Annotated in this window: 23 protein-coding genes; 8 read left to right on the forward strand and 15 right to left on the reverse strand. The window is 60.4% G+C overall.

Annotation, left to right across the window (positions count from 1 at the left end):
* Positions 1-107: 107 nt before the first annotated feature.
* Positions 108-1,391, reverse strand: a complete 1,284-nt coding sequence (locus tag C5L12_RS03245; protein WP_105370573.1) for a cystathionine gamma-synthase family protein — start codon at positions 1,389-1,391, stop codon at positions 108-110.
* A 196-nt stretch (positions 1,392-1,587) separates the two neighbouring features.
* Here C5L12_RS03245 and C5L12_RS03250 point away from each other — a divergent pair, with 196 nt between their 5' ends.
* Positions 1,588-2,997 (forward strand): mannitol dehydrogenase family protein, encoded by a 1,410-nt coding sequence (locus C5L12_RS03250; protein WP_105370574.1) that lies wholly within the window; start codon positions 1,588-1,590, stop codon positions 2,995-2,997.
* Between the two features lie 32 nt (positions 2,998-3,029).
* On the opposite strand, the gene C5L12_RS03255 is transcribed toward C5L12_RS03250, so the two are convergent.
* The 9 genes from C5L12_RS03255 to C5L12_RS03295 form a co-directional block, all read right to left on the reverse strand.
* Complete coding sequence (locus C5L12_RS03255; protein WP_105370575.1) at positions 3,030-4,307, reverse strand: L-fuconate dehydratase; 1,278 nt, start codon at positions 4,305-4,307, stop codon at positions 3,030-3,032.
* 18 nt (positions 4,308-4,325) lie between these two features.
* On the reverse strand, positions 4,326-5,060 hold the full coding sequence (locus tag C5L12_RS03260) for an SDR family oxidoreductase (RefSeq protein WP_105370576.1): 735 nt from the start codon (positions 5,058-5,060) through the stop codon (positions 4,326-4,328).
* A gap of 30 nt (positions 5,061-5,090) precedes the next feature.
* On the reverse strand, positions 5,091-5,420 hold the full coding sequence (locus tag C5L12_RS03265; RefSeq protein ID WP_105370577.1) for an L-rhamnose mutarotase: 330 nt from the start codon (positions 5,418-5,420) through the stop codon (positions 5,091-5,093).
* Positions 5,421-5,431: 11 nt separating this feature from the next.
* Entirely contained in the window at positions 5,432-6,439 is a 1,008-nt protein-coding gene (locus tag C5L12_RS03270; protein ID WP_105370578.1) for a zinc-binding alcohol dehydrogenase family protein, read from the reverse strand.
* Between the two features lie 4 nt (positions 6,440-6,443).
* Complete coding sequence (locus C5L12_RS03275) at positions 6,444-7,262, reverse strand: amidohydrolase family protein (protein ID WP_105370579.1); 819 nt, start codon at positions 7,260-7,262, stop codon at positions 6,444-6,446.
* A 3-nt stretch (positions 7,263-7,265) separates the two neighbouring features.
* Positions 7,266-8,279, reverse strand: coding sequence for an aldo/keto reductase (locus C5L12_RS03280; RefSeq protein WP_105370727.1), 1,014 nt, complete (start codon positions 8,277-8,279; stop codon positions 7,266-7,268).
* 74 nt (positions 8,280-8,353) lie between these two features.
* Positions 8,354-9,298 carry an ABC transporter substrate-binding protein gene (locus C5L12_RS03285; protein ID WP_105370580.1) on the reverse strand — a complete coding sequence of 315 codons (945 nt, stop codon included), beginning with the start codon at positions 9,296-9,298 and terminating at the stop codon, positions 8,354-8,356.
* Positions 9,299-9,395: 97 nt separating this feature from the next.
* On the reverse strand, positions 9,396-10,424 hold the full coding sequence (locus C5L12_RS03290; RefSeq protein ID WP_105370728.1) for an ABC transporter permease: 1,029 nt from the start codon (positions 10,422-10,424) through the stop codon (positions 9,396-9,398).
* Positions 10,417-12,012, reverse strand: coding sequence for a sugar ABC transporter ATP-binding protein (locus tag C5L12_RS03295; protein ID WP_105370581.1), 1,596 nt, complete (start codon positions 12,010-12,012; stop codon positions 10,417-10,419). Before C5L12_RS03295 ends, C5L12_RS03290 begins: the two co-directional genes overlap by 8 nt.
* Positions 12,013-12,261: 249 nt before the next feature.
* Between C5L12_RS03295 and C5L12_RS03300 the strand changes: the two genes are divergently transcribed.
* Both C5L12_RS03300 and C5L12_RS03305 read left to right on the forward strand, forming a co-directional pair.
* Entirely contained in the window at positions 12,262-12,963 is a 702-nt protein-coding gene (locus C5L12_RS03300) for a FadR/GntR family transcriptional regulator (RefSeq protein ID WP_105370582.1), read from the forward strand.
* 25 nt (positions 12,964-12,988) lie between these two features.
* Positions 12,989-14,521: a UxaA family hydrolase gene (locus tag C5L12_RS03305; RefSeq protein WP_105370583.1), complete on the forward strand. Its 1,533-nt coding sequence runs from the start codon at positions 12,989-12,991 to the stop codon at positions 14,519-14,521.
* 158 nt (positions 14,522-14,679) lie between these two features.
* Here the strand turns inward: C5L12_RS03305 and C5L12_RS03310 are convergent, their stop codons facing one another.
* Positions 14,680-15,915 carry an OpgC family protein gene (locus C5L12_RS03310; protein ID WP_105370584.1) on the reverse strand — a complete coding sequence of 412 codons (1,236 nt, stop codon included), beginning with the start codon at positions 15,913-15,915 and terminating at the stop codon, positions 14,680-14,682.
* A gap of 196 nt (positions 15,916-16,111) precedes the next feature.
* A complete protein-coding gene (locus C5L12_RS03315) occupies positions 16,112-19,627 on the reverse strand; it encodes a hybrid sensor histidine kinase/response regulator (protein ID WP_105370585.1) in 3,516 nt (1,171 codons plus the stop codon).
* A 196-nt stretch (positions 19,628-19,823) separates the two neighbouring features.
* Here C5L12_RS03315 and mscL point away from each other — a divergent pair, with 196 nt between their 5' ends.
* The 5 genes from mscL to C5L12_RS03340 all read left to right on the forward strand — a co-directional run bounded on the left by mscL (position 19,824) and on the right by C5L12_RS03340 (position 24,042).
* Positions 19,824-20,243 (forward strand): large conductance mechanosensitive channel protein MscL, encoded by a 420-nt coding sequence (gene mscL, locus C5L12_RS03320; RefSeq protein WP_105370586.1) that lies wholly within the window; start codon positions 19,824-19,826, stop codon positions 20,241-20,243.
* A 111-nt stretch (positions 20,244-20,354) separates the two neighbouring features.
* Entirely contained in the window at positions 20,355-21,524 is a 1,170-nt protein-coding gene (locus C5L12_RS03325; RefSeq protein WP_105370587.1) for a pyridoxal phosphate-dependent aminotransferase, read from the forward strand.
* Positions 21,525-21,679: 155 nt separating this feature from the next.
* Positions 21,680-22,714 (forward strand): UDP-glucose 4-epimerase GalE, encoded by a 1,035-nt coding sequence (gene galE / locus C5L12_RS03330; RefSeq protein ID WP_105370588.1) that lies wholly within the window; start codon positions 21,680-21,682, stop codon positions 22,712-22,714.
* Positions 22,715-22,826: 112 nt separating this feature from the next.
* On the forward strand, positions 22,827-23,153 hold the full coding sequence (locus tag C5L12_RS03335) for a hypothetical protein (RefSeq protein WP_205839299.1): 327 nt from the start codon (positions 22,827-22,829) through the stop codon (positions 23,151-23,153).
* Between the two features lie 121 nt (positions 23,154-23,274).
* Positions 23,275-24,042, forward strand: coding sequence for a polysaccharide deacetylase family protein (locus C5L12_RS03340; protein ID WP_105370589.1), 768 nt, complete (start codon positions 23,275-23,277; stop codon positions 24,040-24,042).
* Between the two features lie 78 nt (positions 24,043-24,120).
* Here the strand turns inward: C5L12_RS03340 and C5L12_RS03345 are convergent, their stop codons facing one another.
* From C5L12_RS03345 to C5L12_RS03355, 3 genes are all read right to left on the reverse strand, one after another.
* Entirely contained in the window at positions 24,121-24,519 is a 399-nt protein-coding gene (locus C5L12_RS03345; protein WP_105370590.1) for a DUF1236 domain-containing protein, read from the reverse strand.
* 62 nt (positions 24,520-24,581) lie between these two features.
* Positions 24,582-24,767, reverse strand: coding sequence for a hypothetical protein (locus tag C5L12_RS03350; protein ID WP_105370591.1), 186 nt, complete (start codon positions 24,765-24,767; stop codon positions 24,582-24,584).
* A gap of 23 nt (positions 24,768-24,790) precedes the next feature.
* On the reverse strand, positions 24,791-25,525 hold the full coding sequence (locus tag C5L12_RS03355) for a DUF1236 domain-containing protein (RefSeq protein ID WP_245422739.1): 735 nt from the start codon (positions 25,523-25,525) through the stop codon (positions 24,791-24,793).
* Positions 25,526-25,704 lie beyond the last annotated feature (179 nt).

The following is a 25,704-nucleotide window of genomic DNA, read 5'->3' on the forward strand; positions in this document are numbered from 1 at the left end:
GCCGCCACGCTTCGGAACCCTGCAGGCTCCCGTCGCCATCCGGTCGGCAGTTATCCCCTTTACCCGCCGTCTTTGCTAACAGATTCCGGGGATTTTGGAAGCGGACGTCACGCCTTATCGAGCGCCATCGTCAAATCGGCGATCAGGTCGTCCGGGTGTTCGATGCCGATTGACAGCCGGATGGTCGAGTCGAGCACGCCGATCCGCTGGCGCACATCCGCCGGCACGCCGGAATGCGTCATCGTCGCCGGATGGCTCGCAAGCGATTCCGTGCCGCCGAGGCTGACCGCCAGCTTGAAGATCGACAGCGCGTTCAAAAACCGGAAGGAGGCCGGCTGCCCGCCCTTGATGTCGAAGGAGAAGGTCGATCCGCCACCGGTGCATTGGCGGGCAAAGACCTGTCCGGTCGTAGACTGCGGGTCGTTGAACGGCAGGTAGTGGAGCTTTTCAACCCGCGGGTGGCTGCGCAGGAACTCGGCGACCGCCGCCGCATTGGCATTCGCCTTTTCCATGCGGATCGACAGCGTCTCGAGGCTGCGGCCGAGCATCCAGCAGGAATGCGGATCGAGCTGGGTGCCGATTGCCCCGCGCAAGGCCTTCACCTGCTTGATTACCGCCTTGGAGCCGAGCGCGGCCCCGGCGATCAGGTCCGAATGGCCGCCGACATATTTGGTCAGGGAATAAAGGGAGATATCAGCCCCATGCTCGATCGGCCGCTGGAAGACCGGGCCGAGCAGCGTGTTGTCGCAGGCGATGATCGGCAGATGCCCCTGGGTTTCCCGGATCGTCTCGGCGACGCGACGGATCATCGCGACATCCACGAGGCTATTGGTCGGGTTTGCCGGTGTCTCGATCAGGATCACCGAAACGCGGCCCTTCGACATCGCCTCTTCCGCAGCGGCCATGACGGATTTTTCGTTGACACCATCTGCAAAACCCACCGCCGCAACGCCGAGATTGAGGAAAGTCTTGGCCAGCAGCGTTTCGGTCCCGCCGTAGAGCGGTTGGGAGTGAAGGATGCTGTCCCCAGGCCTCACGAAGGTCATCAGCGTCGTGGCGATCGCCGACATGCCGGAAGAAAACAGCGCGCAGCTGTCCGTCTGCTCGTAGACCGCCATCCGGTCTTCCACGATCTCGCTGTTCGGATGGTTGAAGCGGGAATAGACGAGGCCCGCACCGGTCCCGGGTGGCGGCTCCTTGCGACCGGAAACGAAGTCGAAGAAGTCGCGGCCTTCTTCCGCCGATTTGAACACGAATGTGGAGGTGAGGAAGACCGGTGGCTTCACGGCGCCTTCGGAAAGTTCCGGGTCGTAACCATAGTTCAGCATCTGTGTTTCGGGATGGAGCTTGTGATTGCCGATATGCGTCTTCGAAGGGTGAGGCGCCGTCATGCTGGTCTCCTGCGGGCGAGAATTTCTATCATGGAGATAAGCTTCATGCCGTCATTCTCAAGCCGCCTCGTGGGCAAGACGAAAAGGACGAAATGTCGGAAGTATGCCGTTGACCATGCTTGCCGGCAAACGCTATCACTCGATGCTGTTCCAATGGGAGGATGCCTCGTGAAGTGCCGGGCATCATTGATCAAATATGGCTCGTCTCACCGCATCCACACCCCTTCCTGCCGATGTTGGAAAGCCCGGATATGACCGGGCTGCGCTGAAGCCCGGCATCGTTCATCTGGGGCTTGGCGCGTTCCACAGGGCGCATCAGGCGGTCTGCACGGATGCAGCGTTGGAAGCGGAATTCGGTGATTGGGGCATCGTCGGTGTGAGCTTACGTTCCGTCGATATCGTCCACGACTTGAGAGCCCAGGACGGCCTCTACACTGTCGTCGCCCGCAGCGCGGCGGGAGACGATGCACGCGTCGTGGGCTCGGTGATCAGAGGGATGTCCGGAACCGAAGATCGGGAGGAAATCTTGTCGCTGATGGCCCATCCGACGACAAAGATCGTCACCATGACGGTCACGGAAAAGGCATATGGCTACGATCCGGGTTCCGGAGGCCTGGACCGCAAGCATCCGTCGGTCGCCGCTGACCTCGCCGATCCCGCCTCACCCGTCGGCGTCGTCGGTTATATCGTAGAGGGCCTTTCCCGCCGCCATGCCGTCGGGCTGCCGCCGTTCACGGTGCTCTGCTGCGACAACCTGCCGACCAACGGCCGCATCGTCCGCCGTCTTGTAATCGAAATGGCAGGCGCCCGCGACCCGGCGCTCGCCAACTGGATCGCGGCGCAGGGCGCTTTCCCTTGCAGCATGGTTGACCGTATTGTGCCGGCGGCCACGGAAGAAACCCGTGAACGTGCCGAAAAGCTGCTCGGCGCTGCGGACAAGCTGGCGCTCGATACCGAACCTTTCCTGCAGTGGGTGATCGAGGACCACTTCATTTCTGGTCGGCCGAAATGGGAAGCCGGCGGGGCACTTTTCGTTGACGATGTCGAGCCCTATGAAAAGATGAAGCTCCGGCTGCTCAACGGCACCCATTCGCTGATGGCCTATCTCGGGCAGTTGAAAGGGTTGGAATATATCCGCGACGTCATGGCCGTGCCGGAGTATCGGGCGCTTGCACGTCGGCATATGGATGAGGCGCGCAAGACGCTCGATCCGGTGCCCGGCATGGACCTCGATGGCTATATGGACGAACTGATCCAGCGCTTCGAAAACCCGACGGTTGCTCACAAGACCAGGCAGATCGCCATGGACGGCAGCCAGAAACTGCCGCAGCGGATTTTTGCGGGCGCAGCCGAGGCGCTTGCGGCCGAAGGTGACGCCGACTCCTGCGCCTTTGCGACCGCTCTCTGGATCGCCTATGTGATGCGTACGCCGGATCTGGATGATCCGCGCCGCGACGAGTTGTGCGCTGCCGCGTCCAGGTCCGCCGGCAACGACCCCTCGGCTCCGTTTTTCGAACTGCCTGGGCTTTTCCCGCAGGCTCTCATGGAAAATGGCGCATGGCGTGCGCGGGTGAATGCAGAGCTCGAAAAGCTAAACGCCGGCTGATGCCGGCGTTGCCTGTTTTCTTACCCGTTCTCTCAGCCCTTGAAGGTATATTCGGCGATCGATTGAGGCTTCATTTCGATCGAGAAACCCGGCATTAGCGGCGGCATATAGGCGGCATTCTTGATGACGCAAGGATCGACAAAATGCTCATGCAGGTGGTCGACATATTCGATCACGCGGCCCTCCTTGGTGCCGGAGACGGCAACATAATCGATCATCGACAGGTGCTGCACATATTCGCAAAGCCCGACGCCGCCGGCATGCGGCCAGACCGGCAGATTGTATTTCGCGGCGACCAGCAGCACGGCCAGAACTTCGTTGAGCCCGCCCATGCGGCATGAATCGATCTGCACGATGTCGATCGCGCCTTCGGCGATGAACTGCTTGAACATGATGCGGTTCTGGCACATCTCGCCAGTCGCGACCTTGACCGGGCCGATCGCCTCGCGGATCTTGCGGTGACCGGCGATATCGTCCGGGCTTGTTGGCTCCTCGATGAAGAAGGGCCTTGCGAAGGCGAGCTTCTTCACCCAGTCGATGGCCTGGCCGACTTCCCAGACCTGGTTGGCGTCGATCATCAGGTAGCGGTCGGGGCCGATCACCTCTCGGGCGATGGTGAGGCGGCGGATGTCATCCTCCAGATCGCGGCCGACCTTCATCTTGACGTGATTGAAGCCGGCATCGACCGCCTCCTTGCAGAGCCGGCGGAGTTTTTCCTCGGGATAACCGAGCCAGCCGGCGGACGTCGTATAGCAGGCGTAACCCTCGCGTTTCAGCGTCGCGATCCGTTCGGCCTTGCCCGTTTCCGCCTTTTTCAGGATCGCCAGCGCGTCCTCGCGCGACAGCACGTCGGTTAGGTAGCGGTAGTCGACAATATCGGCGATCTGTTCGACCGATAGTTCCGCGACAAGCTGCCAGACCGGCTTGTCCGCATCCTTGGCATAAAGATCCCAGAAAGCGTTGACTACTGCGCCGGTTGCGAGATGCATCGCGCCCTTGTCGGGGCCGATCCAGCGCAACTGGCTGTCGCTCGTTAGGTGCCGCCAGAATTTCCCCGGGTTCTGGCGGAACGCTTCCAGCTCCTGCCCGACCACCAGATGCCGCATGGCCTTGATCGCCATGCAGCAGATGTCGTTGCCGCGCCCGATGGTGAAGGTTAGTCCGTGGCCGGACAGATTTTCGCTATCGGTGTCGAGAATGACATAAGCCGCCGAGTAATCCGGATCCGGATTCATCGCATCGGATCCGTCAAGGCTTTGCGATGTGGGAAAACGGAGGTCGAAGACGCGGAGATCGGTGATACGGGTCATGAGGCTCTCTTCGTGAAGTCAGATGGTCCAGCCGCCGTCGATTGCGTAAGCCTGGCCTGATGTATATGTGGCGCCGGCAAGATAGAGGGCGAGTTCGGCAATTTCTTCCGGCGTGCCGAGCCGGCCCATCGGCTGGCGGGCGATAAAGGCGGCGCGAGCGGTTTCGTAGTCGCCTTGGGCTTTCATACGATCCTGCAGCGAAGGGCTTTCGACGGTGCCCGGGCAGATCGCGTTGCAGCGGATGCCCTGCGTGACATAGTCTGCGGCAACCGACTTGGTGAGCCCGATCACGGCGGCCTTGGTCACGCCATAGGCGAAGCGGTTCGGCACGCCCTTGATGCTGGAGGCGACGGACGATATGTTGACGATCGAACCCTCCTGTTTCGCCAACATGCCCGGCAGCACGGCGCGGATGGTGCGGATCATCGCCTTCACGTTGAGGTCGAAGGCGAATTCGAGATCGCTGTCCTTCATGTCGACGACGGTTCCGCCATGCACGACACCGGCGCAATTGAAAAGGACGTCGACTGTGCCGATCTTTTCGACGCAGGCTTTGACGGCGGCATCGTCGAGCACATCGAGCTTCGCGGTCTTCAGGTTCGGCAGCGCCGGCAGGGCGGCGAGAAGCTGCTCGTTGATGTCGGTGGCGTAGACGGTAGCGCCCGCTTCGGCGAATGCGATTGCGCTTGCCCGACCGATGCCCTGGCCTGCAGCGGTTACGAGGGCGGTTTTTCCATCCAGTCTGATCGTCATGTCTTGTCCTCAACTCTCTGGCGGAAGGCGTCAGTCATGATGGAAGACCTCTTCCATCATCGCCCACCATTCGCCTTCCTTGCGACTTTCGAGCGGCCTCTGGCAAGGGATTGTGAAGGACCACCATTCCTGATTTTTCGGGTCAGCCGCCATTTTCGCCATGTCGGCCTGGAAATCGGTGCCGTGATATTCCCAGCTGCCGAACAAAAGGTTTTCCGGCTCCCGCAGAAAGATCGTGTAGTTACGGATGTTGCATCGGCTGATGAGATCGAGGATTTCCGGCCAGACTGCGGCGTGCAGCCGCTTGTACTCGGCGACCATTCCCGGCTCGACGCCGATAACCATGCCCATTCTTTGCATGCGCTTCTCCTTCAGACTTCCACCAACGCCTTGACAACGCCGGCCGAAGGGTCGGTCAGTCCGGCAAAGCGCTCGGGCACTTCAGACAGTGTCATTCGGTGTGTAATCAGGGCATCGGGAATTTCGCCTGCGCGCATGGCCTGCATCACGCGCTCGAAATCCGCCCGCGTTGCGTTGCGGCTGCCGAGCAACGAGGTTTCGCGCTTGTGAAATTCCGGGTCGGAGAAGGTGATATCGCTTGAGACGATCGAGACGAGTACATAGGTACCGCCGTGGCCGACGAAACCAAAGCCGCGTTCCATCGCCTTCGGATTACCGGTGGCATCAAAGACGACGTCGAAGAAATCGCCGTTTGTCACGGCCGCAAGCTGCTGCGCGTCGTCGGCTCCGAGGGTGACGGTGGAGGAGATGCCGAGATGCTGGCTGGCGAAATCGAGCCGGTCGGTTCTGCCGTCGATGATGGTGACTTCGCCGCCATCGAGCTTGGCGAAGATTGCCACCGACAACCCGATCGGACCGGCACCGACCACGAGCACTTTTTGGCGGGGCTCTACACGAGCCCGGGTTACCGCATGGGCGCCGATCGCCAGGAACTCCGCCATCGCAGCCTGGTCCAGCGAAAGACCGTCCGCCTTGAGGACGAATTCTTCCGGCAAGCTCAGATATTCCGTCATGCCGCCGTCGCGATGGACGCCGAGCACGCCGATATTGCGGCAGCAATTCGTCTTGCCCTTGAGGCAGGCGCTGCAGCGGCCGCAGGAAATATAGGGGATGACCGAAACCGTATCGCCGGGCGAAAGGGCGCTTCCGGCCGGAGCCTCCTCCACCGTTGCCGCAAGCTCATGACCCATCACGCGCGGATAGGAGAGATACGGCTGGTTGCCGGTGAAGATGTGCAGGTCCGTGCCGCAGACGCCGATGCGCTGCAGCTTTATTAGAACTTCGCCTTCGCCGCGGACCGGCTTTGGGCGGTGGATGGCGCTGAGTCGACCGGGTTCGTCGCAGATTATCGTCAGCATTTACTTACACTCCAAGCCGATAGACGCGGTTGGCATTGCCTCCGAAAACCGCCGCATGATGTTCGGCGGGCACGACATCCAGGCATTGAGCCAGCCACTTGCTATATTCTCCGGCCAACCGCAGCACCGGCCAATCGCTGCCCCAGATCACCCGTTGCGGACCGAAGAGATCGAGAATCGTTTCCGCGTAGGGCCGAACGGCCTGAGGCTTCTGGTCGCCTGCTTCGGTCAGCAGTCCCGAAAGCTTGCAATGGACATTCCGAACTTCGGAAAGCGCCTTCATGCGGCCATACCAACTGATGAAGCGGCCTTCCGCGATCGGCGGCTTGGCCCCATGGTCGATCACGATCGGCAGATCCGGATGGCGGCGGGCGAAAGCAAGCAGAGGCTCCAGATGACGCGGCAGGACGAGTGCGTCGAAGACCAAATGGCGTTCGGCCATCGCCGCGACCGCGGCATCCAGTCTGGGATCGTCGATCCACCTGTCGTCGGCAATATCCTGCAGCATCGGGCGGAAACCCTTGAGCTTCGGGTGCTTAGCCAGATCGGCGATATTGGCCGCGGCGTCCGCCGCATTCATGTCAGTCCAGCCGACCACCCCGAAGATGAACGGCGTCTTATCCGCAAGGCGAAGCATGAAGGCGGTGTCTGCCTCGTGTTCCACCGTCTGCACCAGCACGGTGCCGTGGATTTTCGCTTCATCAAGCAGAGGCTTCATGTCTTCGGGCATGAAGTCGCGATGGATCGCGGCGAGTTCCGGCGGCGGCCATTGACCCACTCGGTCGGCAATCCGCCAAAAATGCTGGTGCGCGTCGATCCGCATGACTCAGGCGCCTTCACGGGGGATAGGTGCACCTTCGGCAACCAATCCGCGCTCTTTCAGGAGCCTCCAGAAGGACATTGGAACCTCTTCCGCAAACCACTCGACATTCGACTTGATCTGCCCTGCCGTGCGCGCGCCGGAAACGACCGTGATCACCGCGGGATGGGCAAGGGGAAACTGCAGCGCGGCCGCCTGAAGGGAAACTCCTTCCTGGCTGCAGGCTGCCTGCAGTTCGTCGACGCGGGCAAGAATATCGGCAGGCGCCTCGGTATAGTTGAACTTCTTGTTGCCGGCGAGCAGGCCGGAATTGAAGGGGCCGGCGACGACAATGCCCACGCCCCGCTTGGTGCAATCGTCCATCAAGGCGAGACTCTCCTGCTCCAGAAGCGTGTAGCGGCCGGCAAGCATGGCAACGTCGATGTCGAAGACCTGCATGGCGTCGCGGATGATCTCCCATTCGTTGACGCCGAGGCCAACGGCCTTGGTCAGGCCTTCATCGCGCAGCTTGCCGAGGGCGCGAAACCCGCCGCCTTCGGTCAGTTGCTGCCAATAGTGCTGGTGCTTGTCCCCATGCGTCACGCTGCCGATATCGTGGACGTAGAGGATGTCCGGCTTCAGGATGCCGAGACGCTGTTGACTTGCTTCGAACGAGCGCAGGATGCCGTCATAGGTGTAATCGTAAACTGGGCGGAAGGGCAGAGGCTCGATATAGCCATCTTCTTCCGGGCCGACGGTGTCGTCCGGCGTCATGACGCGCCCGACCTTGGTGCTGAGGACGTAGTCGCTGCGCGGCAGGTCGGTCAGCATCGTGCCTAGCCGGCGTTCGGAGCGGGTGAAACCGTAGAAGGGAGCAGTGTCGTAGTAGCGGATGCCGGCATCCCAGGCTGCCTTGAAGGCGCCTGCCGATTCCTCATAGGACGTTTTGCGATAGAGATTGCCCATCTGGGCGCAGCCAAGACCCATGAGGGTGATTTCGACCGGGCGGCGGGGCAGGGTTCTCTTGTCGGCGACGTTCATCAGTATGACCTTGAGCAATCGGCTGAATAAAGGGGGCACGCGCCATTTGCGACGCGTGCCCAGGCGGGGGAGGATCAGTAAAGGACGTTCTTGGCTTCCGGCTTTTCGATGTTGTCCTTGGTGACGACGACAACGCCGGTATCGACGAACTTTTCGACCTTTTCCTTGTTCATGGCCTTGAGCACGGTCTGGACGCCGAGTTCGCCCATCTGGAACGAGCCCTGGACAGCGATCCCGGCAAGCGTGCCGTCTTTCACGAATTCCTGCAGGTCCTGGTTTCCGTCGAAGCCGATCGCGACCACCTTGCCGGCCTTGCCGGATTGTTTCAGGGCGCGGCCCATGCCGATTGCCGTCGGCTCGTTGGCGCCGAAGATGCCCTTGAGATCGGAATTCGCAGCCAGAACGTCGGTGGTCTGGTTGAGTGCCGTCGCCATCTGCGACTGCGAGTAGAACGGTCCGACGATCTGGAGCTTGGAGTTCGCCTTGATGTAATCGGTGAAGCCGCCGACACGGCCGATTTCCGAACCGGCGCCCGCGACATAGGACATCACGGCGATCTTGCCTTCCTTGCCGACCTTGTCGATCAGCGCCTTGGCGGCCAGTTCGCCGGCCTTCTTGTTGTCGGTCGCCAGGAACGACTGGTAATATTGCTCCGAGCCCTTGGAGAGCATGGAGTCGATGATCACGACGGGGATGCGGGCTTCCCATGCCTTCTTTACGGCCGGAACCAGCGCGTCCGGATCGGAAGGCGCCAGCACGATGCCGGAAACCTTACGGTTGACGGCATTCTCGACCATATTGACCTGGTCGGCGATCGCCGATTCCGCCGCAGGACCCTGGAAGGTCATGGTATTGCTGCCTCCGCCGGCCTTCATGGCTGCATCGGCGCCCTTCTGGACGTTCTGCCAGAAGGTGGAATTGACGGTTTTCACGATGACCGCGATTTCGCCTGCCTGAGCCATCGAGGCCGTCGTAAGGGCGATTGCGGATGTCAGCAGTGCTGCAGCAAGCTTTTTCATTGTATTCCTCCTCTTGAGATTGGCCTGACCGGCCGGTTTCAGGAGAGCTCCTCGCTCTCTTGGCAGTGTCGCGGTTAAAGGACCGCGTGCCCCCTCCTCAGCGGCGGTTGCGCAGCTGGTCGATCCAGACGGTGACCAGAATGACGAGGCCGATGATGATCTGTTGGGTGAAGGCCGAGACGCCGTTCATATTCAGTCCGTTGCGAAGGATACCGATAACGAAGGCGCCGATGGCGGTGCCGGAAATCGTGCCGACGCCACCGATCAATGAGGTGCCGCCGATCACGGCGCTGGCGATGGCGTCGAGCTCGTACATCACCCCCTCGTTCGGCTGGGCGGTCACGAGCCGCGACATCAGCACGCAGCCGGTGAGGCCTGCAAGCGTGCCGGACAGCACATAGGTGAAGCTGACGATGCGGCTGACATTGACGCCGGAAAGACGGGCGGCATCGGGGTTTGATCCGACGGCATAGATATGCCGGCCGAGCACCGAGCGGTTCAGCATGAAGGAGACGGCGACCGCGATCACCACCATGAGGATGACGGGATAGGGGATGCCCGGGAAAACGACGGTCGGAAACCCGTCCTCGCCGATATTCACGACCCGGAGGAAAGAACCATTGCCGAGCTCGCCGAAGGATTCGCCGAGACCGGAAACTGCCCTTGCGCCGGTGATCTGCAGTGCAACGCCGCGAGCGATCAGCATCATGCCGAGCGTCGCGATGAAGGGCGGCAGTCGCAGGCGCGTGACCACGAAGCCGTTGATCCAGCCGCAGATCGCGCCGGTCAGAATGCCGATCATCATGCCGAGCCAGACCGGCGTTCCGTAGTCCTTGACGGCAAGCGCCGCCACGACACCGGAAAGCGCCAGAACCGAGCCGACCGACAAGTCGATGCCGCCGGTAATGATCACGCAAGTGGCGCCGATGCCGAGAAGTGCGATCGAAGTGACCTGCAGCGCCACCGTCATCCCATTGTCGATGGTGAAGAAGGCACTGCTCGTGAACGAAAAGACGGCGATCAGCACGAAAAGGCTGCCAAGTGCCGCAAATTTCTGGATGATGTCCTTCTGCCGGTCGCTGAGCGAGACGCTCTTCTGCTTGGAAACTTCGGTAATCTCAGCCATGTCTTTCCCCATCCCGCCGGCCATAGCCGGAGGCGTATCGCATGATCTCTTCCTGGTCGGTCTTCTTCGTTTCCAGGACGCCGGTGATCCGGCCCTGGTGGAAGACGGCGACGCGGTCGGTCATGCCCAATATTTCCGGCAGCTCGGAGCTGATCAGCACGACGCCGATGCCCTCGGCCGCAAGCTCGTCCATGATGCGGTAGATCGCCAGCTTCGCGCCGACATCGATGCCGCGGGTCGGCTCATCGAAGAACAGCACCTTCGACTTGCGGAATAGCCATTTGCCGATGATGATCTTCTGCTGGTTGCCGCCCGAGAGCAGCCGGACCGGCTGCTTGATCGACGGCGTGCGGATGTTCAGCAGATCGATGTATTCCTTCGCGGCCGTGGCATGCTTGCCGAAATCGATCAGCCCGAAGCGGTTCGACACCGCCTCCATGTTGGCAAGCGTCATATTGACGTCGACCGGCATCTTGATCGCGAGACCCTGAGCTTTCCGGTCTTCCGAGAGGTAGGCGATGCCGGCAGCGATCGCATCGCGTGGCGATGTGATCGAAAGAGCCTGACCGTGCAACGTGACCTTGCCGGCATCGAGCGGATCGGCGCCGAAAATGGCGCGCGCTACTTCCGTGCGGCCGGCGCCCATCAGGCCGGCAAAGCCGAGGATTTCGCCGCGGCGCAAGGTAAAGGAGACGTTGCGGAAGACGCCGGCGCGCGACAGGCCTTCGGCGCTCAGGATGATCTCGTCGCTCGGGACGGAGGTCCGGTCGGGAAATTTCTCTTCCAGCGACCGACCGACCATTTTCGAAACGATCGCGTCGATACTGGTGGCGCCGAAGTCGTCGGTGGCTATATAGCGGCCGTCGCGGAGCACGGTGACGCGATCGACGATCTCCGCCATCTCGTCCAGCCGGTGCGAAATATAGACGATGCCGACGCCGGATGCCTTCAGGTCGCGGATCACCTTGAAGAGAAGCCGCGTCTCCTGCTCGGTCAGCGAGGAGGTCGGTTCGTCCATGATCAGCACTTCGGCGTCGAGCGAAAGCGCCTTGGCAATCTCCACCATCTGGCACTGGGCGACCGACAGGCCGCGTACCGGAGCATCCGGGTTGATGTCGACGCCAAGCCGATCGAGACAGCGCTTTGCATCGGCGCGCAGCTTTTTGCGGTCGACCAAAAAGCCTCGCCTTGGCTCACGGGCAAGATAGATGTTCTCGGCGACCGAAAGATGCGGAACGAGGTTGAGTTCCTGATGGATGATGGCGATGCCTGCCGCCTCGGACTCGCGCGTCGACGAAAACTGCCGTTCCTCGCCCTTGTAGATGATCGTGCCGCCGCTTGGCTGGTAGACGCCGCTGATGATCTTCATCAGGGTCGATTTGCCCGCACCATTTTCGCCGCAGACCGCATGCACCTCGCCGCGGCGGAGGTCGAAATGTACGTTGGATAGCGCCCGTACGCCGGGAAACTCCTTGCTGATATTGTCGAGGCGCAGCAGAAATTCCGTACTGGAAGCCGGCACGCCGCGGGTCGCCGTCGTGGCGATGCCCGGAACGCTTCCGTGATGCTCGGTCGGCCGGCTTTCCATGAACTCCCCTCCCAGGCTATTGCAGCCCGATATCCCCTCGGCTCCTCCCGAGGACTTCTTTAATGCGTAAACCCGCATCTAAAACTGGTCAAGCCAATTTTTACCTCTTAATACGAAAGAGGGCTGTTCCTGCAGGCGAGTACAGTGGAACATCTAGAAAAATCCTGAAATTTCAATGATCTGATTTGCTCCTTGCTCTCCGCGGTTTCGGCAGTTATGGTAAGGCCGCATTCTTAGGATCGCCAAACCATGAACGGATTCATCAAGGCAGCGGAGCCGCGTCGGCTGTATCAGCAAATTGCTGATCAGATCCGATCGCTCATTCAGGGCGGGCATTTTCCGATCGGCACGAGACTTCCTGCCGAACGTGATCTCGCGCAGCAGCTCGGGGTGTCCAGGCCCTCCTTACGTGAAGCCCTGATTGCGCTTGAAATCGACGGAAGCGTCGAAATCCGCATGGGATCAGGCATTTATGTCACGGCTGAGCCGGATCGGCGGCAGTGGCAGGCGGGCTCCATGGGCGAAAGCCCGCTGGAGCTGATGCAGGCCCGCGCCGCCGTGGAAGGGGCGGTCATCGTGCTAGCTGCCTCGAAGATCACCGTGGAAGGGCTGAAGTCGCTGCGCCAGACGCTGGACCAGATGCAGGCGGAAATTGCCGAGGGACGAAAACCGCTCGACCTTGATCGTTTGTTTCATCTGACGATTGCCAATCAGTCGGGAAATTCGGTGCTCGCCCACATTGTCGGCGATCTCTTCGACGAGCGGCACAGTCCGCTTTCGGCTCAAATTCGGGTGCGCTACGAGACGCCTGAAACCTGGAGTTCGGCGCTTGCCGAACATGAAGCAATTTACGCCGCCCTGGAAGCGCGCAATCCGCTGCTCGCCCAGGCCATGATGCATGCGCATCTGGAGGAATCGAAACAGCGGTGGATGAATAACGAGGCCCGCTGAAGCAGCGCCTTGGGAGGAGCAAGACATGAACGAGGCGGTTTCGCCAATCATCATCCTGAACCCGGTCGACGATGTCGGTGTGGCGCGGAAGCCCATGCCCGCCGGGGGGGCTACGGGCTATGGGGATCTGGTCGCACGCGAACTGATCGGTCGCGGCCACAAGGTGGCGATCAAGGCCATCCCAGCCGGCCAGGAGGTGAAGAAATACGGGCAGGTGATCGGGGTCGCCACGCAGGATATTGCGCCTGGCAGCCATGTCCATCTGCATAACCTCGCCATGCTCCCGTCGGAACACGAATATCAGTTCAGCGTCGATATCGAGGAAAAAGGAATGCTGCCGGAAGCGGAGCGGCGTACGTTCCTTGGTTATGACCGCGGCTTCGGCGGAGCGGGAACGCGAAACTTCATCGGCATCATCTCGTCCGTGAACTGTTCCGCCACCGTGTCGCGTTACATCGCCGACTACTTCAATCGCATGGGAGGCCTGGACGGCTTTCCGAATGTCGATGGGGTCGTGGCGCTCACCCATGGCGGCGGCTGCGCACTCAACACCAAGTCGGAAGGCTATCGGCTGCTCATCCGCACCATCCAGGGTTATGCCAAGCATCCGAATTTTGGCGGCATCCTGATGATCGGCCTCGGTTGTGAGACGAACCAGATCGCGCCGATCCTCGAACATTACCGGATGGAAGAGGGCGACCGCCTCCGCACCATGACGATCCAGCAGCATGGCGGCACCAAGAAGACGATCGATGCCGCGATCGCCATCATCAAGGAAATGCTGCCGGGCGTGAACGCCGCAAAGCGCACGCCGCAGCCGTTGTCGAAGTTGAAGCTGGCGCTCGAATGCGGCGGCTCCGATGGCTATTCCGGTATCTCCGCCAATCCCGCGCTCGGCTACGCCTCCGATCTCATCGTCCGCAACGGTGGCACGACGGTGCTTTCCGAGACGCCGGAAATCTATGGTGCCGAGCATCTGCTGACCCGTCGTGCCGTAACGCCTGATGTGGCCAAGAAACTGCTGCAGCGTATCGACTGGTGGCGGGACTATACGGCCCGCAACGGCGATGAGCTGAACAACAACCCTTCCCACGGCAACAAGCTCGGTGGACTGACCACGATCCTCGAAAAATCGCTCGGTGCAGTCGCCAAGGGTGGCTCCATGCCGCTGAAGGCGGTTTACGAGTTTGCCGAGACCGTGACGGACCAGGGCTTCGTCTTCATGGATACGCCCGGTTACGATCCGGTCGCCGTCACCGGGCAGGTAGCAGGCGGCTGCAATGTCATCTGTTTCACCACCGGCCGCGGCTCGGTCTCGGGCTTCAAGCCGGCGCCGTGCATCAAGATTGCCACCAACTCCGAAATGTACGAACACATGAAGGAGGATATGGACTTGAACTGCGGCCGGATCGTCACCGGCGACGAGACGATCGAGGAGGCGGGTAGGCGGATTTTCGAGGATGTGATCGCGGTTGCGTCGGGAAAGAAGACGCTCAGCGAAATCTACGACTACGGCGACAACGAATTCGTGCCGTGGCAGGTCGGGGCGGTGACCTGATCTTCCCTTCGCCCTTCGGGGAAAAAGTGGCTCGAAGGTACGGATGAGGGGGAAGGCGCGTTCTGTCGCTTGACCCTCTCGTCTGCCTGCCGGCAGCCTTTGAACGAAACGAGGCGGCAGGTAGCCGCCTCGTTATGCCTTGTCTCGGGGAATTTCCCTTACCGAAGTACCATCTGCTGCGGCCGAGCTGTTTGCGACTGCTGGGCCTTCACCGGTTGCGGAGCCGGTGTTGCGCCAAACAGCTTGTCGCGTTCGCGCCAGAGCGCGGGAAGCGACAGCAGGCCGATCGAAACCAGCGCGATTGCCGTCTTGGTGATCTCGTTGAGTTCCGGCGAACGTCCGTCGAAATAGTAGACGAAGTAGACGATCGCGACGTGCCACACATAGACATAGAGCGAGTGGCGGCCGAGCAGCTGCAGATACTTCAGCGAGAAGACCCAGGTGATCGCGGAAGCGATGCGGCGTACCCATGCGGCCTTGTGCTTCGGCCCCGCAACGATCAGCCAGGTAACCAACATCGCCATGGCAGCGAAGTTCAGCAGATAGACTGGGCCAAAGTCGGCACGGATTTCCATCGAGGCGAACTTGCCGATCATGTGCGGAGGCATCAACTCATGCGCGGTGATGAGGCGAAGCGGCAGGAAGAAAAGCACCATCAGCAGCGCAGCCTTCGGTATGAAGGTGTTCTCCGGGGAGAGGATCTTCTTCCAGTCGATCTTGCCTGCGGAGGTGAGTGCACCCAGCACCAGCGCAGTATAAAAGACGATCTGCCAGCCGAGCAGATTGAACGACGCGCGAATGCCCTGTTCGTCCGCCCCCATGATCATGTCGTGGACAGGCGTGGTCACGATTTGCTGCAGGCCTAGCTGGGCGGCCATCCAGAGCATCACGGAACCGGCGATGACGTAATGCCACTTGTCTTCCAGCACGAGCTTCACAAGCATGGGCGCAAACAGCATGTAGACGATGTATTGCGGCAGGATATCCATAAAGGTCGGCTGATAGAAAAAGGCCGCAATCGCCGCGAGACGAAGCGGATCATCGAAGTTAGTGTAGCCCAACCAGTTGAACCAGATGGTGTATGCCCCAGGCAGCAGCATCTGTGCGACCAGTACAACCAGCACGATGCCCATAGCATAGCGATAGAGCTCGAAGGCGCGGTTGTAGATTGCCGCGCGGCCGGCCGCATAACCGTTCTTGATCATTTTCTTGGCATAGACCATGCCGATCAGCAGACCCGACAGGAAGACGAAGCCCTGAGCATCTTCCACGAAAGCGAGCTGATTGTGATTGATCTTGACCAGGAAATAGCCGCCGGCGAAGATCAGGTGGTTCAGAACCATGAAAACGAGGAAATATCCTCGCATACCATCAATAATATCAAAGCGTTTCATCGGTCGCGGTCTCCGTCTCTGCCGGTCCCGATGGCTTGCGCCTCTGGGTCCGTAAGGCCTCTGCGGGCCAGGATGTCACGCGCCTAAACGTCATAAAAAGCCGGACAGTTCCAGCCGAAACGAACGCTTAGACCGGATATATCCTAAACAATGCGTGATGACCCTGCGATGAACGCGAGATTGACTGCGGGCCTGACTATTCGGCGGCAATCCGTTTGATGCTTGCAACCTGGGTAAGATAGGCTCGCATGGCAGCCGGGCGGACCGGCTTGTGCTGCACGGCTATCTCGTGTCGCTCAGCCTCGGCGCGGACTTCCGGCGTACGATCGGCCGTAATGATCAGGGCCGGGATGGCCGCCTGATATTCCCCCCGCAATTTAAGGATTGCGTCGATGCCGTTTCCATCGTCGAGATGGTAGTCGGCGATGATGATCTCCGGCGGAGGCTCGCGGCGGGCGATGATTTCGTCGAGCGCGGCAATCGAGTCCGCCTGACCCACCGTGCAGCCCCAGCCGCTGATCAGCAGAGCCATGCCCTCGAGGATCCTCGGCTCGTTGTCGATGCAAAGGACGCGGAGCCCGTTGAGCGGCTGCGACCGGTGACGTCGTTCCGGCTGATCGCCGGTCCGTGATGCCTGCGGTACGGAAAGGTCGATCGGCATCTCCACTCGGAAGCGCGTCCCGCGCCCGGGGGTCGACGAGAGCTGGACCGGATGGCTGAGGACACGGGAAATCCGATCGACGATCGAGAGACCAAGGCCGAGGCCCGCCGCGGTTCGGGCGCCTTCATCGAGACGGGCGAACTCCTTGAAGACGGTGCGGAATTTTGACGAAGGAATGCCAATGCCGGAATCGAAGATTTCTATGATCACCTTATCGCCGCGCCGTCGGGCGCCGATCAGCACTTTGCCGTCGATCGTATATTTGATCGCATTGGAGACGAGGTTCTGCACCAGACGGCGCAGCAGATTGGCGTCCGACCGAACCCGAAGCGACGTGGGCATGACCACGAATTCCAGCTTTTTCTCGCGCGCCATGGGCGCATAGTCGGTTTCGATCCGCTTCAGGAGATCGTCGAGCGGGACGGACGTGAAGCGCGGCTTCATTGCACCCGTATCCAGCCGCGAGATATCCAGAACCGCACCGAGAATTGTCTCGACGGATTCGAGTGCGGAGTCGATGTTGCGCACCAGTGTACTGTCGGCATCGGAGCCGCCGAGGCGTTCCACGAGGGCCGAAGAATAGAGGCGGGCAGCATTGAGAGGCTGAAGAATGTCGTGACCCGCGGCGGCGAAGAAACGGGTCTTGCCGATATTCGCTTCGTCGGCGGAGGCGCGGGCCTCGGCGAGTTCGTGATTGACGCGGGTGAGTTCGGCCGTGCGTTCGCCAACGCGCTGCTCCAGCGTCTCATTGGCCTGTTTGAGTGCCTTGTCGGCCGCGACGCGTTCGGAAATATCCGTGAAGGTGGCGACTATTCCCTTGTCCGGCATGGCGTTGGAGCGGACTTCGATGATTCGTTCGCCGCCGGCAAGCACCAGGGAAAACGGCGCATCCAGCGTATGGAAGTGGCGGATCACTTCCGCCTGCTCTGTGGCGACGATATCGCCCCGCTCGGAAAGGATCGCGACGATATCTGCAAGGGGATAACCCACCTGGCCAACCTGTTCGGGCAGATCGAGAAGATTGCGGAACCGGCGGTTCCAGATGGTGAGCCTCTCGGAATTGTCGAAGACGGCGATACCCTGATCCATCTGCGACAGCGCCGTCTGCAGCATGTCTTGATTGTATTGCAGCGCCTCGCTGGCCTGATCGAGCAGCCAGGCCGTGTCTGCATTGGTGTCTTCCGCCTTCTGCAGGATCAGCGACAAGACAAGCCTTGCGGAGGAGGAGCCGATCGCGCTGCCGAGCAACTGCTCGGAAAAATGGATCATCGCCATATCGGCAGGTTGTTCGTCGCTGAAGGTTCGGCCGGCGGTTCTTTCATAGTTCGAGAAGGAGCGGTGCATGCGCTCCTCGCCGAGATAGCGGGCGATGGCGGCCTTCAGATCACCGACGCTGACGCGGGTTTTCCATCCGCGTGTGGCGAACTGCGAGCGCAGATGCCTTTTGACGAAGATTCCCGCCTGGATTCGCTCGACCGGCCGCGGATTGCGCGACAAAGAACCGAGAAGGAAGGCGAGCGTGTTCAAAGACAGGCTGAAGATCGTCGCATTGACGAGCGGGTCGGTTTCCGGGCCGGCAAATATCGTGGTACCCGGAAAGATGAAGTTCAGGATTGCTGCAGCCACGTAGGAATTGTCCGGGCCGCCAAGGCTCGGGACAAAGAGCAGATAGGCCCAGGCGAGGAAGCCGAAGGACATGCCGAGGATGGCGCCGCGGGCATTGGCACGCCGCCAGACCAGGCCGCCAAACAGGGCAGGCGCGACCTGAGCGATTGCCGCGAAGGCAAGTAGTCCGATCGACGCAAGGCCCGACTGGCTGTCGGCCATGCGGTAGTAGCCATAGCCGAGAAACAACACCACGAAGATTGCCAGCCGCCGGATGTTAAGGAGTGTTCTCGTAAAATCCATGCGCTGGCCGGAACGGGCGGCCATCAGGCGCTGTCGGAGAAAGATCGGAATGATGATGTCGTTCGACACCATGATCGACAGGGCGACGGATTCGACGATCACCATCGCAGTCGCGGCGGAAAACCCCCCGATGAAGGCGATCAGCGAGACGACCTGCAGTTCGCCCGTGAGCGGCAGCGTGAGGACATAGAGGTCGGGATCGCCGATACCGCCGAAGGTAACGAGGCCTGCCATTGCCGCCGGCAGGACGAAAAGATTGATGGCGATGAGATAGAGGGGCAGCAGCGTGCCGGCGACCTTGCGTTCGCGCGTGGTGCGGTTCTCGACCACCGTCACATGGAATTGCCGCGGCAGCAGGATGATCGCGAAAGCAGACAACCCGATCAGGATCAGCCAGCGGCTGAGCGGCGTCTCGTAGGCGAGGGCCGACTGGACAAGCAGATTGTCGGACGCCTTGGCAAGCAGGTCGGCGGGGCCATCGAACAGCACGAACAGAACGGAAAGCCCGACGGTGACAAAAGCCGCCAGCTTCACGACGGATTCCATCGCAACCGCCAGGATCAGCCCGTCCTGATGTTCCGTCGCATCGGTATGCCGTGTGCCGAACATTACCGCAAAGCAGGCCATCAGCAGCGTCACGATCAGCGCGAGGTCGATGAAATAGAGATTGCCGCTGCCGATGCCGTAGTCGGATGGATTGACCACGGCGGCAACTGAACTCGACACGGCCTTGAGCTGCAGGGCGATATAAGGAACCGCACCGACAAGCGCGATGAATGCAACGATCATCGCGACGGTGGAGTTCTTGCCATAGCGGGCGGCGATGAAATCCGCGACCGAAGTCAGCTTCTCGGCCTTTGCCAGGTCGACGATCCGCCTAAGCACCGGCATTCCGAGGGTAAAGGCGAGGATCGGGCCTATATAGATCCCGGTGAATTCCAATCCTCGCTGCGAGGCCAGTCCGACGCCGCCGAAATAGGTCCAGGACGTGCAATAAATGGCAAGGCTCAGCGCATACACCACGGGCCGGCCGTTCTTCGGTACGCCGAACACACGGCTTCGCCGGTCGCCATAACTTGCCACCGCAAACAGCAGCAGCACATAGGCGAAAGCCGCAGCCAATATGATCCAGCCTGGAAGCATCGTTCCTCCCCGCAAAGAATTGCGGCAGCTTGAACATTAGGGGAAAAGCATGCGGTTGGAAATCGCGGCGCTCTCGGCAAAAAGTCCAATAGAGGGTCAGCTTCGCGGGTCCGGAAATTTTCGTCTTTTCCGGCCCGCCGAACGCGCTATCTTGGGCGGGAGCGAAACCTGACAAGCCGGGGGTACAGAAATGTCAATGATCAGCGAGTTCCGTTCTTTCGTCGCCAAGGGCAATGTGATTGACCTCGCGGTCGGCATCATCATCGGCGGGGCCTTCACCGGAATCGTAAACTCTCTTGTAAACGACATCGTCATGCCGATCGTTGGCGCTGTTACCGGAGGCGGATTCGATTTTTCCAATTATTTCCTGCCCCTCTCGAGCACCGTCACCGCGCCGACACTTGCTCAGGCCCGCGAACAAGGTGCCGTTTTCGCCTATGGCAGCTTTATCACCGTGTTCATCAATTTCCTCATTCTGGCCTGGATCATTTTCCTGATGGTCAAGGCGGTGAACAGGATGCGCATGATGGAGGAGAAGAAACCGGCCGAAGCCGCTCCGCCACCGGCTGATGTTCAGCTTTTGACTGAGATCAGAGACATTCTTCAGTCGAAATGATCCTTTGATCACGTTCGGCAATCATCAGCGGAATCGATTGCTGGCGCACGGATTATCATGGGATTTTCAGGCCTTCCTGAGTTACACAAAGGAAACACGCAGGAAAATTTCATGTCGATCATTGCCAGCCTCAGCCCCCGTGCCGTCTCCGCGCCTGAAAGCGGGATCGTCGAAATCATCAACCATGCCCGTGGCCGCGAGGGCCTGATTCCGCTTTGGGCAGGTGAAGGGGATTTGCCAAGCCCGGACTTCGTCAACCGGGCGGCAGCCGACGCGCTGTTGGCCGGCGAGACGTTCTACACCTGGCAGAGGGGCATTCCGGAACTCCGTCAGGCGCTGTCCGACTATTACACCCGGCATTTCGCCGTCAGCCTCCCGGTCGAACATTTCTATGTGACCGGGTCGGGCATGCACGCGATCATGCTGGCGGTACAGGCCATCACCTCCCCCGGGGATGAGATGATCTATCTGTCGCCGACCTGGCCGAACATCATCTCGGCAATCGACATTTCCGGTGCCCGTTCGATCGGGCTTCCGCTTGATTTCATCGGCGGGCGCTGGTCGCTCGACCTCGCCAAGCTTGAAGCGAAGATTACACCGAAGACCAAAGGTCTCTTCATCAACACGCCTTCCAATCCAACGGGATGGACAGCCACCCTCGACGATTTGAAGAACATCCTGGCGCTCGCGCGCAGGCACGGCCTCTGGATCATCGCCGATGAAATCTACGCGCGTTATTATTACGGCGGCGCGCCCCGGGCTCCTTCCTTCCTCGACATCATGGAGGAGGGAGACCGGATCATCTTCGCCAATTCCTTCTCAAAGAATTGGTCGATGACGGGTTGGCGCATCGGTTGGCTGGTGGCTCCGCCTGAAATGGGTCAGGTGATCGAGAACCTGGTGCAGTATTCGAATTCCGGCGTGGCGCAATTCATGCAACGCGGAGCAGTCGTGGCTCTCAACCAAGGTGATGACTTCGTCCAGGAAAATATCGGCCGGGCGACAAAGGCGCGCGACATCCTCTGCGATGCTTTGATCGCGACCAATCGGGTTGAGACCTTAAAACCGGAGGGCGCCCTATATGCTTTCGTGAAGGTGGACGGAATTACCGACAGCCGCAGGGCCGCGCTCGATATCGTCGACAAGATCGGCGTAGCACTTGCACCGGGTTCCGCATTCGGCGAGGGAGGAGAGCTTTTCCTGCGCGCCTGCTTCCTGCGCGACGCGCAGCAAATCTCAGAGGCTGCCGGGCGTCTCGCGGAATATATCATCCGGCTCTGAGCCGATTTGAGATGAATCGATAAAATTCGAACGGTTTGCTCAAGAGTAGGTTTGCCCTGATGCGAGATAAACCCGGCGCACGTCCCATCGGGTAAGCATTGCTGAAGCGAGCCCGTGTTTTTCTCCTGCCAAGACAAAAGGCAGGGAAGAATAGCATGGCAGTTCTGGTAACAGGCGGTGCAGGTTACATCGGCAGCCACATGGCTTGGGCTTTGCTTGATGCCGGGGAGGAGGTCGTTGTCCTCGACAGGCTTTCGACAGGCTTTCGCTGGGCGGTTCCCGGTGAGGCACGCTTTTATCTCGGCGATGTCGGTGATCGTTCGATCCTTCAGCAGATCTTTGCGGAAAACCACATCGACGCCATCTTGCATTTCGCGGGCTCCATCGTCGTACCGCAGTCCGTCGCCCAGCCATTGGATTATTACGAAAACAACACCGGAAACACGCGATTGCTCGCGGCCGCCGCGATCGAAGCCGGCATTCGTCATTTCGTCTTTTCATCCACGGCCGCCGTTTACGGAGATCAGAAGGACGACGCCCCGGTGCTCGAAAGCGCCTCTTTGCAGCCGAAAAATCCCTACGGCCAATCCAAGCTGATGTCCGAGATGATGCTCCGGGATGCCGCCATGGCTCATGATTTCCGGTTCGTGGCTCTTCGCTATTTCAACGTTGCCGGCGCGGATCCACTTAGGCGGACAGGGCTGTCGACCGACGGGGCGACGCATCTCATCAAGATCGCCTGCGAGGCAGGGCTTGGAAAGCGGCGCGGCGTTGATGTTTACGGGACGGATTATCCGACGCCCGATGGTACCGGTATCCGCGACTATATTCACGTTTCCGATCTGGTGGATGCGCATCTGAAGGCACTCAGCTATTTGCGCCGTGGCGGCGAGCCCCTGATCGCCAATTGCGGATATGGTCGCGGTTATTCGGTCCTGGAAGTCCTGCAGACCGTGATGCGGATCGGTGGCCGGAAATTTGAAATTCGCTTTGGCCCCCGCCGTCCCGGGGATGCGGCGAGCGTGGTCGCCAATTCGACATTGGCGCGCCGGCTGCTCGACTGGACGCCGCGTCATGACAAACTGGATCTCATCGTCGAGACGGCGATCGCCTGGGAGAGAGGCCTGGCTTCTCGCAAGGCCGAGGATCTTCGGTCTCTGCAGCACCGACTGGCAGCCGTCCGGTTCTGAGGTTCCCGAAGAACACGGAAATTTTAACTGGAACTTCCTCCATTGTGTTGGGTTGGGGCCGTGTAGGCAAACAAACCTACCGGCCCAGCCGGTTTTTCACGGAGGAATCCCAATGAATTTCAAACTTGTTACTGCAACCGTTCTCTCCCTCGGCCTGGCCACCAGCGCGTTTGCTCAATTGGGAACCGGCGGGGCAAACCTTGGTGCCGGTTCACAGCAGCAGCAAGGCAGCGACGATACCAATCGGGTATTGGATCCGAATACGACCAACAGCACGACTGGCGGTAGCGCAAGCGGCGGTGCGACGATGGATAAGCGCACCAATTGCGCGCCTAACATTCAGGCTCAAGGTTCTGCTTCGACGGATGCGACAGGCAGTGCTTCGACTTCCGCCGGCGAAGCTGGTGCCAATACCAACGGCCAGGCCAGCGACTGCTGAGGAATAAGGACTTCGTTGCGAAAGGCCGGCTTGGACCGGCCTTTTTTCTGCCGGGTCAGTTGGTCGCATGGAGATTTTCGGAATTTGGCGTTAACGAGAACCATCTCACCTTCGGTATCTCATGCGCTTCCTTTCCTTCTCCGCGTTCTTTGCGCTGGTGGCCTTTGCTGCGAGCGCCGAAAATCTGCCCGGCCAGCCAAATGAGCCGCAACGGCCGAAATTGATCGAGCCCCACCTGCGCGTGGAGGGTACCGGCAACGCGGCCCGGCCCAGGGTGGCATTGACGTTCGACGCTTGCATGGGGGAGGCGGACGAACGGATACTCTCGGTTCTTGTGCGCGAGAGAATTCCGGCGACGATTTTCGTCACGGCCCGCTGGATCAAGAAAAACCCGCAGACAGTGACCATTTTCCTGCAAAATCCCGATCTCTTCGAACTGGAAAATCATGGCCAAAACCATGTGCCGGCAGTGGATGTAGCAATTTCCATCTATGGCATTGCGGCTGCCGGTTCGCCGGAAGGCGTCCGGCAGGAAGTGGCTGGTGGAGCGGAGGCGATACTGGCGGCCGGCTTTGCCCAACCCCATTGGTTTCGCGGCTCGACGGCAAAATACGATCTTTCCGCAATACGGCAGATCCGGGCCATGGGATATCGGATCGCCGGCTATTCGTTGAATGGCGATGGCGGGTCCCTGTTGGATGCCGGCACCGCCCAGAGGCGTATTGCGGCGGCAAGGGATGGCGACGTGATACTTGCCCACATCAACCAGCCAACCCACGCAGCTGGCGAAGGTGTTTCGCATGCGCTTCTTGCACTCAAGGGCAGAGGGTTCGAGTTCGTGCGGCTTTCGGACGTCAGCGGGACCGGCGACGCCGGCACCACGCAATAGCACCCGGCGCTGAATTTGAACGGCGAAGAGGGGCCACTGGGGCCCCTCTTTAATGATCGTTACATAATAAAATCGCTGCTAGCGGACGATCTGGACGACGGTGCGGGTCTGGGGATCGACGATCACCCGCTGCTGGTTGACGACCGCATAGGCGTATTGCGGAGCCTCCGGAATCGGCGTCAGCACGACGGCCGATGGGACCGGCTTGCCGACCACGATCCTTTCTTCCACGACGATCGGGTCGGCCGGAAGCGGGGCCTGTTCGACGTAGCTGACAACGCGCTGCGGCGGCGGGTCGATTGCAGTGCCGGCGATGGCGCCGACAACGCCGCCGACTGCGGCACCGACCGGCCCGCCAACGATGGCGCCGGTAACGGCCCCGCCTGCTGCACCGTTGACCGTGCTCTGCTGAGCGGAAGCGGCCGGAGCCAACATGCCAAGGGCCATTGCAGAAAGAACGATGATCTTGGTATTCATGACAATTCTCCTTCGGGCGTTTGGGAATGGCTGTCTTGGGCAGCATTCCGGGATGGTCATGCCTATTTCGTGACTGGTTCAAGTGCCTGGACTTTCGGCAGGCTCACATCGATATTGACGTCTCGGTCTCCGAGATAACCGCTCGCATACAAAATGAATCCGCCGACGATGACGACGATCAGCAAGATGGCAGCAACCGTCCAACCGCTGCCGCTATCTCCGATCACTGTAGGTTCGCGGTCACTCATGGTTGCGGTCCTCCAGATGGGCATCAACCAGCCAGAATGTAGACAACCTCATGGGTCTTCGGCTCGACGATGATGATCCGGCCGTCGGCAAGCACGAAGTATTCGTAGCCGCGATAGGCAGGTACGATTTCAACGATCCGCGGCGGCAACGGGTGGAATTCCACCGTTTCGGGTACGGCGACGCCGACACTCACGTTGATGTCGATATCTACGGGCTCGACCTTGTTCTCGACGAGAATGCTGCGAATTTCTGTCTTCTGTTCCGTCGAAACGTTAATGCTGCCGGTGGTCTCGTTCGAGGGAGCGCTCGTCGCTGCCTGGTTCGAATCCTGCGTCTGACCGGTCTCGCCTGCGGGCTTCTGCTGCGCGGTATCGTCGCTGCGCGGCTTCTTTGGATCGCCGCTTTCCGCATTCATGGCGTCAGCCGGTTTTTCCTGGCCCGCACTTTCGCCCTTCGGCTTCAACTGGGGATTAGCCTCCTGGCTCTGAGCATTCTGGCCGCTGGCGGTTCCAGAGTCTGAGGGCCTCTGTGTCGTGGCGCCCATATCCTGGGACTGCGACTGAGATTGGCCCGCCGTGCCGCCCTGTGGCGCCGTCGTGCCAGATGAACCCTGAGTGCCGGAACCCTGGCGGGGAAGGATCGGAGCAGCACCCGTGCCGCCCTGGCTTTGCTGAGCTTGCGCGATTGCCGGCATGACCGAAAGCGTTGATCCGGCCAAAAGGGCGATCGCGAGCGTGTGTTTCATAAAGGCCTTCATGGTGTCTCCTCTTGTTCTTATCTCGCTTGTGAGGCTCCGCATGAGCCCACTCGTTCTCCAACGCCGCCTAACAAGCCACGTTCCTGCTCTGGGGCTTCAGTCGGGTAAGGAAGGGACTTCAGGCCCATCGCTTATAGGCCTTTCGTCCCGATTGAACGACGCAAAGGTCCAAGGGGGAT

The organism is Neorhizobium huautlense, from assembly GCF_002968575.1.
Taxonomy (GTDB): Bacteria; Pseudomonadota; Alphaproteobacteria; order Rhizobiales; family Rhizobiaceae; genus Neorhizobium; species Neorhizobium huautlense.

Bases quoted from the DNA above. Each gene is read 5' to 3' on its own strand.
- C5L12_RS03245 (WP_105370573.1), bottom strand. From the start codon at position 1,391: ATGACGGCGCCTCACCCTTCGAAGACGCATATCGGCAATCACAAGCTC.
- C5L12_RS03250 (WP_105370574.1), top strand. From the start codon at position 1,588: ATGGCTCGTCTCACCGCATCCACACCCCTTCCTGCCGATGTTGGAAAG.
- C5L12_RS03255 (WP_105370575.1), bottom strand. From the start codon at position 4,307: ATGACCCGTATCACCGATCTCCGCGTCTTCGACCTCCGTTTTCCCACA.
- C5L12_RS03260 (WP_105370576.1), bottom strand. From the start codon at position 5,060: ATGACGATCAGACTGGATGGAAAAACCGCCCTCGTAACCGCTGCAGGC.
- C5L12_RS03265 (WP_105370577.1), bottom strand. From the start codon at position 5,420: ATGCAAAGAATGGGCATGGTTATCGGCGTCGAGCCGGGAATGGTCGCC.
- C5L12_RS03270 (WP_105370578.1), bottom strand. From the start codon at position 6,439: ATGCTGACGATAATCTGCGACGAACCCGGTCGACTCAGCGCCATCCAC.
- C5L12_RS03275 (WP_105370579.1), bottom strand. From the start codon at position 7,262: ATGCGGATCGACGCGCACCAGCATTTTTGGCGGATTGCCGACCGAGTG.
- C5L12_RS03280 (WP_105370727.1), bottom strand. From the start codon at position 8,279: ATGAACGTCGCCGACAAGAGAACCCTGCCCCGCCGCCCGGTCGAAATC.
- C5L12_RS03285 (WP_105370580.1), bottom strand. From the start codon at position 9,298: ATGAAAAAGCTTGCTGCAGCACTGCTGACATCCGCAATCGCCCTTACG.
- C5L12_RS03290 (WP_105370728.1), bottom strand. From the start codon at position 10,424: ATGGCTGAGATTACCGAAGTTTCCAAGCAGAAGAGCGTCTCGCTCAGC.
- C5L12_RS03295 (WP_105370581.1), bottom strand. From the start codon at position 12,012: ATGGAAAGCCGGCCGACCGAGCATCACGGAAGCGTTCCGGGCATCGCC.
- C5L12_RS03300 (WP_105370582.1), top strand. From the start codon at position 12,262: ATGAACGGATTCATCAAGGCAGCGGAGCCGCGTCGGCTGTATCAGCAA.
- C5L12_RS03305 (WP_105370583.1), top strand. From the start codon at position 12,989: ATGAACGAGGCGGTTTCGCCAATCATCATCCTGAACCCGGTCGACGAT.
- C5L12_RS03310 (WP_105370584.1), bottom strand. From the start codon at position 15,915: ATGAAACGCTTTGATATTATTGATGGTATGCGAGGATATTTCCTCGTT.
- C5L12_RS03315 (WP_105370585.1), bottom strand. From the start codon at position 19,627: ATGCTTCCAGGCTGGATCATATTGGCTGCGGCTTTCGCCTATGTGCTG.
- mscL (WP_105370586.1), top strand. From the start codon at position 19,824: ATGATCAGCGAGTTCCGTTCTTTCGTCGCCAAGGGCAATGTGATTGAC.
- C5L12_RS03325 (WP_105370587.1), top strand. From the start codon at position 20,355: ATGTCGATCATTGCCAGCCTCAGCCCCCGTGCCGTCTCCGCGCCTGAA.
- galE (WP_105370588.1), top strand. From the start codon at position 21,680: ATGGCAGTTCTGGTAACAGGCGGTGCAGGTTACATCGGCAGCCACATG.
- C5L12_RS03335 (WP_205839299.1), top strand. From the start codon at position 22,827: ATGAATTTCAAACTTGTTACTGCAACCGTTCTCTCCCTCGGCCTGGCC.
- C5L12_RS03340 (WP_105370589.1), top strand. From the start codon at position 23,275: ATGCGCTTCCTTTCCTTCTCCGCGTTCTTTGCGCTGGTGGCCTTTGCT.
- C5L12_RS03345 (WP_105370590.1), bottom strand. From the start codon at position 24,519: ATGAATACCAAGATCATCGTTCTTTCTGCAATGGCCCTTGGCATGTTG.
- C5L12_RS03350 (WP_105370591.1), bottom strand. From the start codon at position 24,767: ATGAGTGACCGCGAACCTACAGTGATCGGAGATAGCGGCAGCGGTTGG.
- C5L12_RS03355 (WP_245422739.1), bottom strand. From the start codon at position 25,525: ATGAAGGCCTTTATGAAACACACGCTCGCGATCGCCCTTTTGGCCGGA.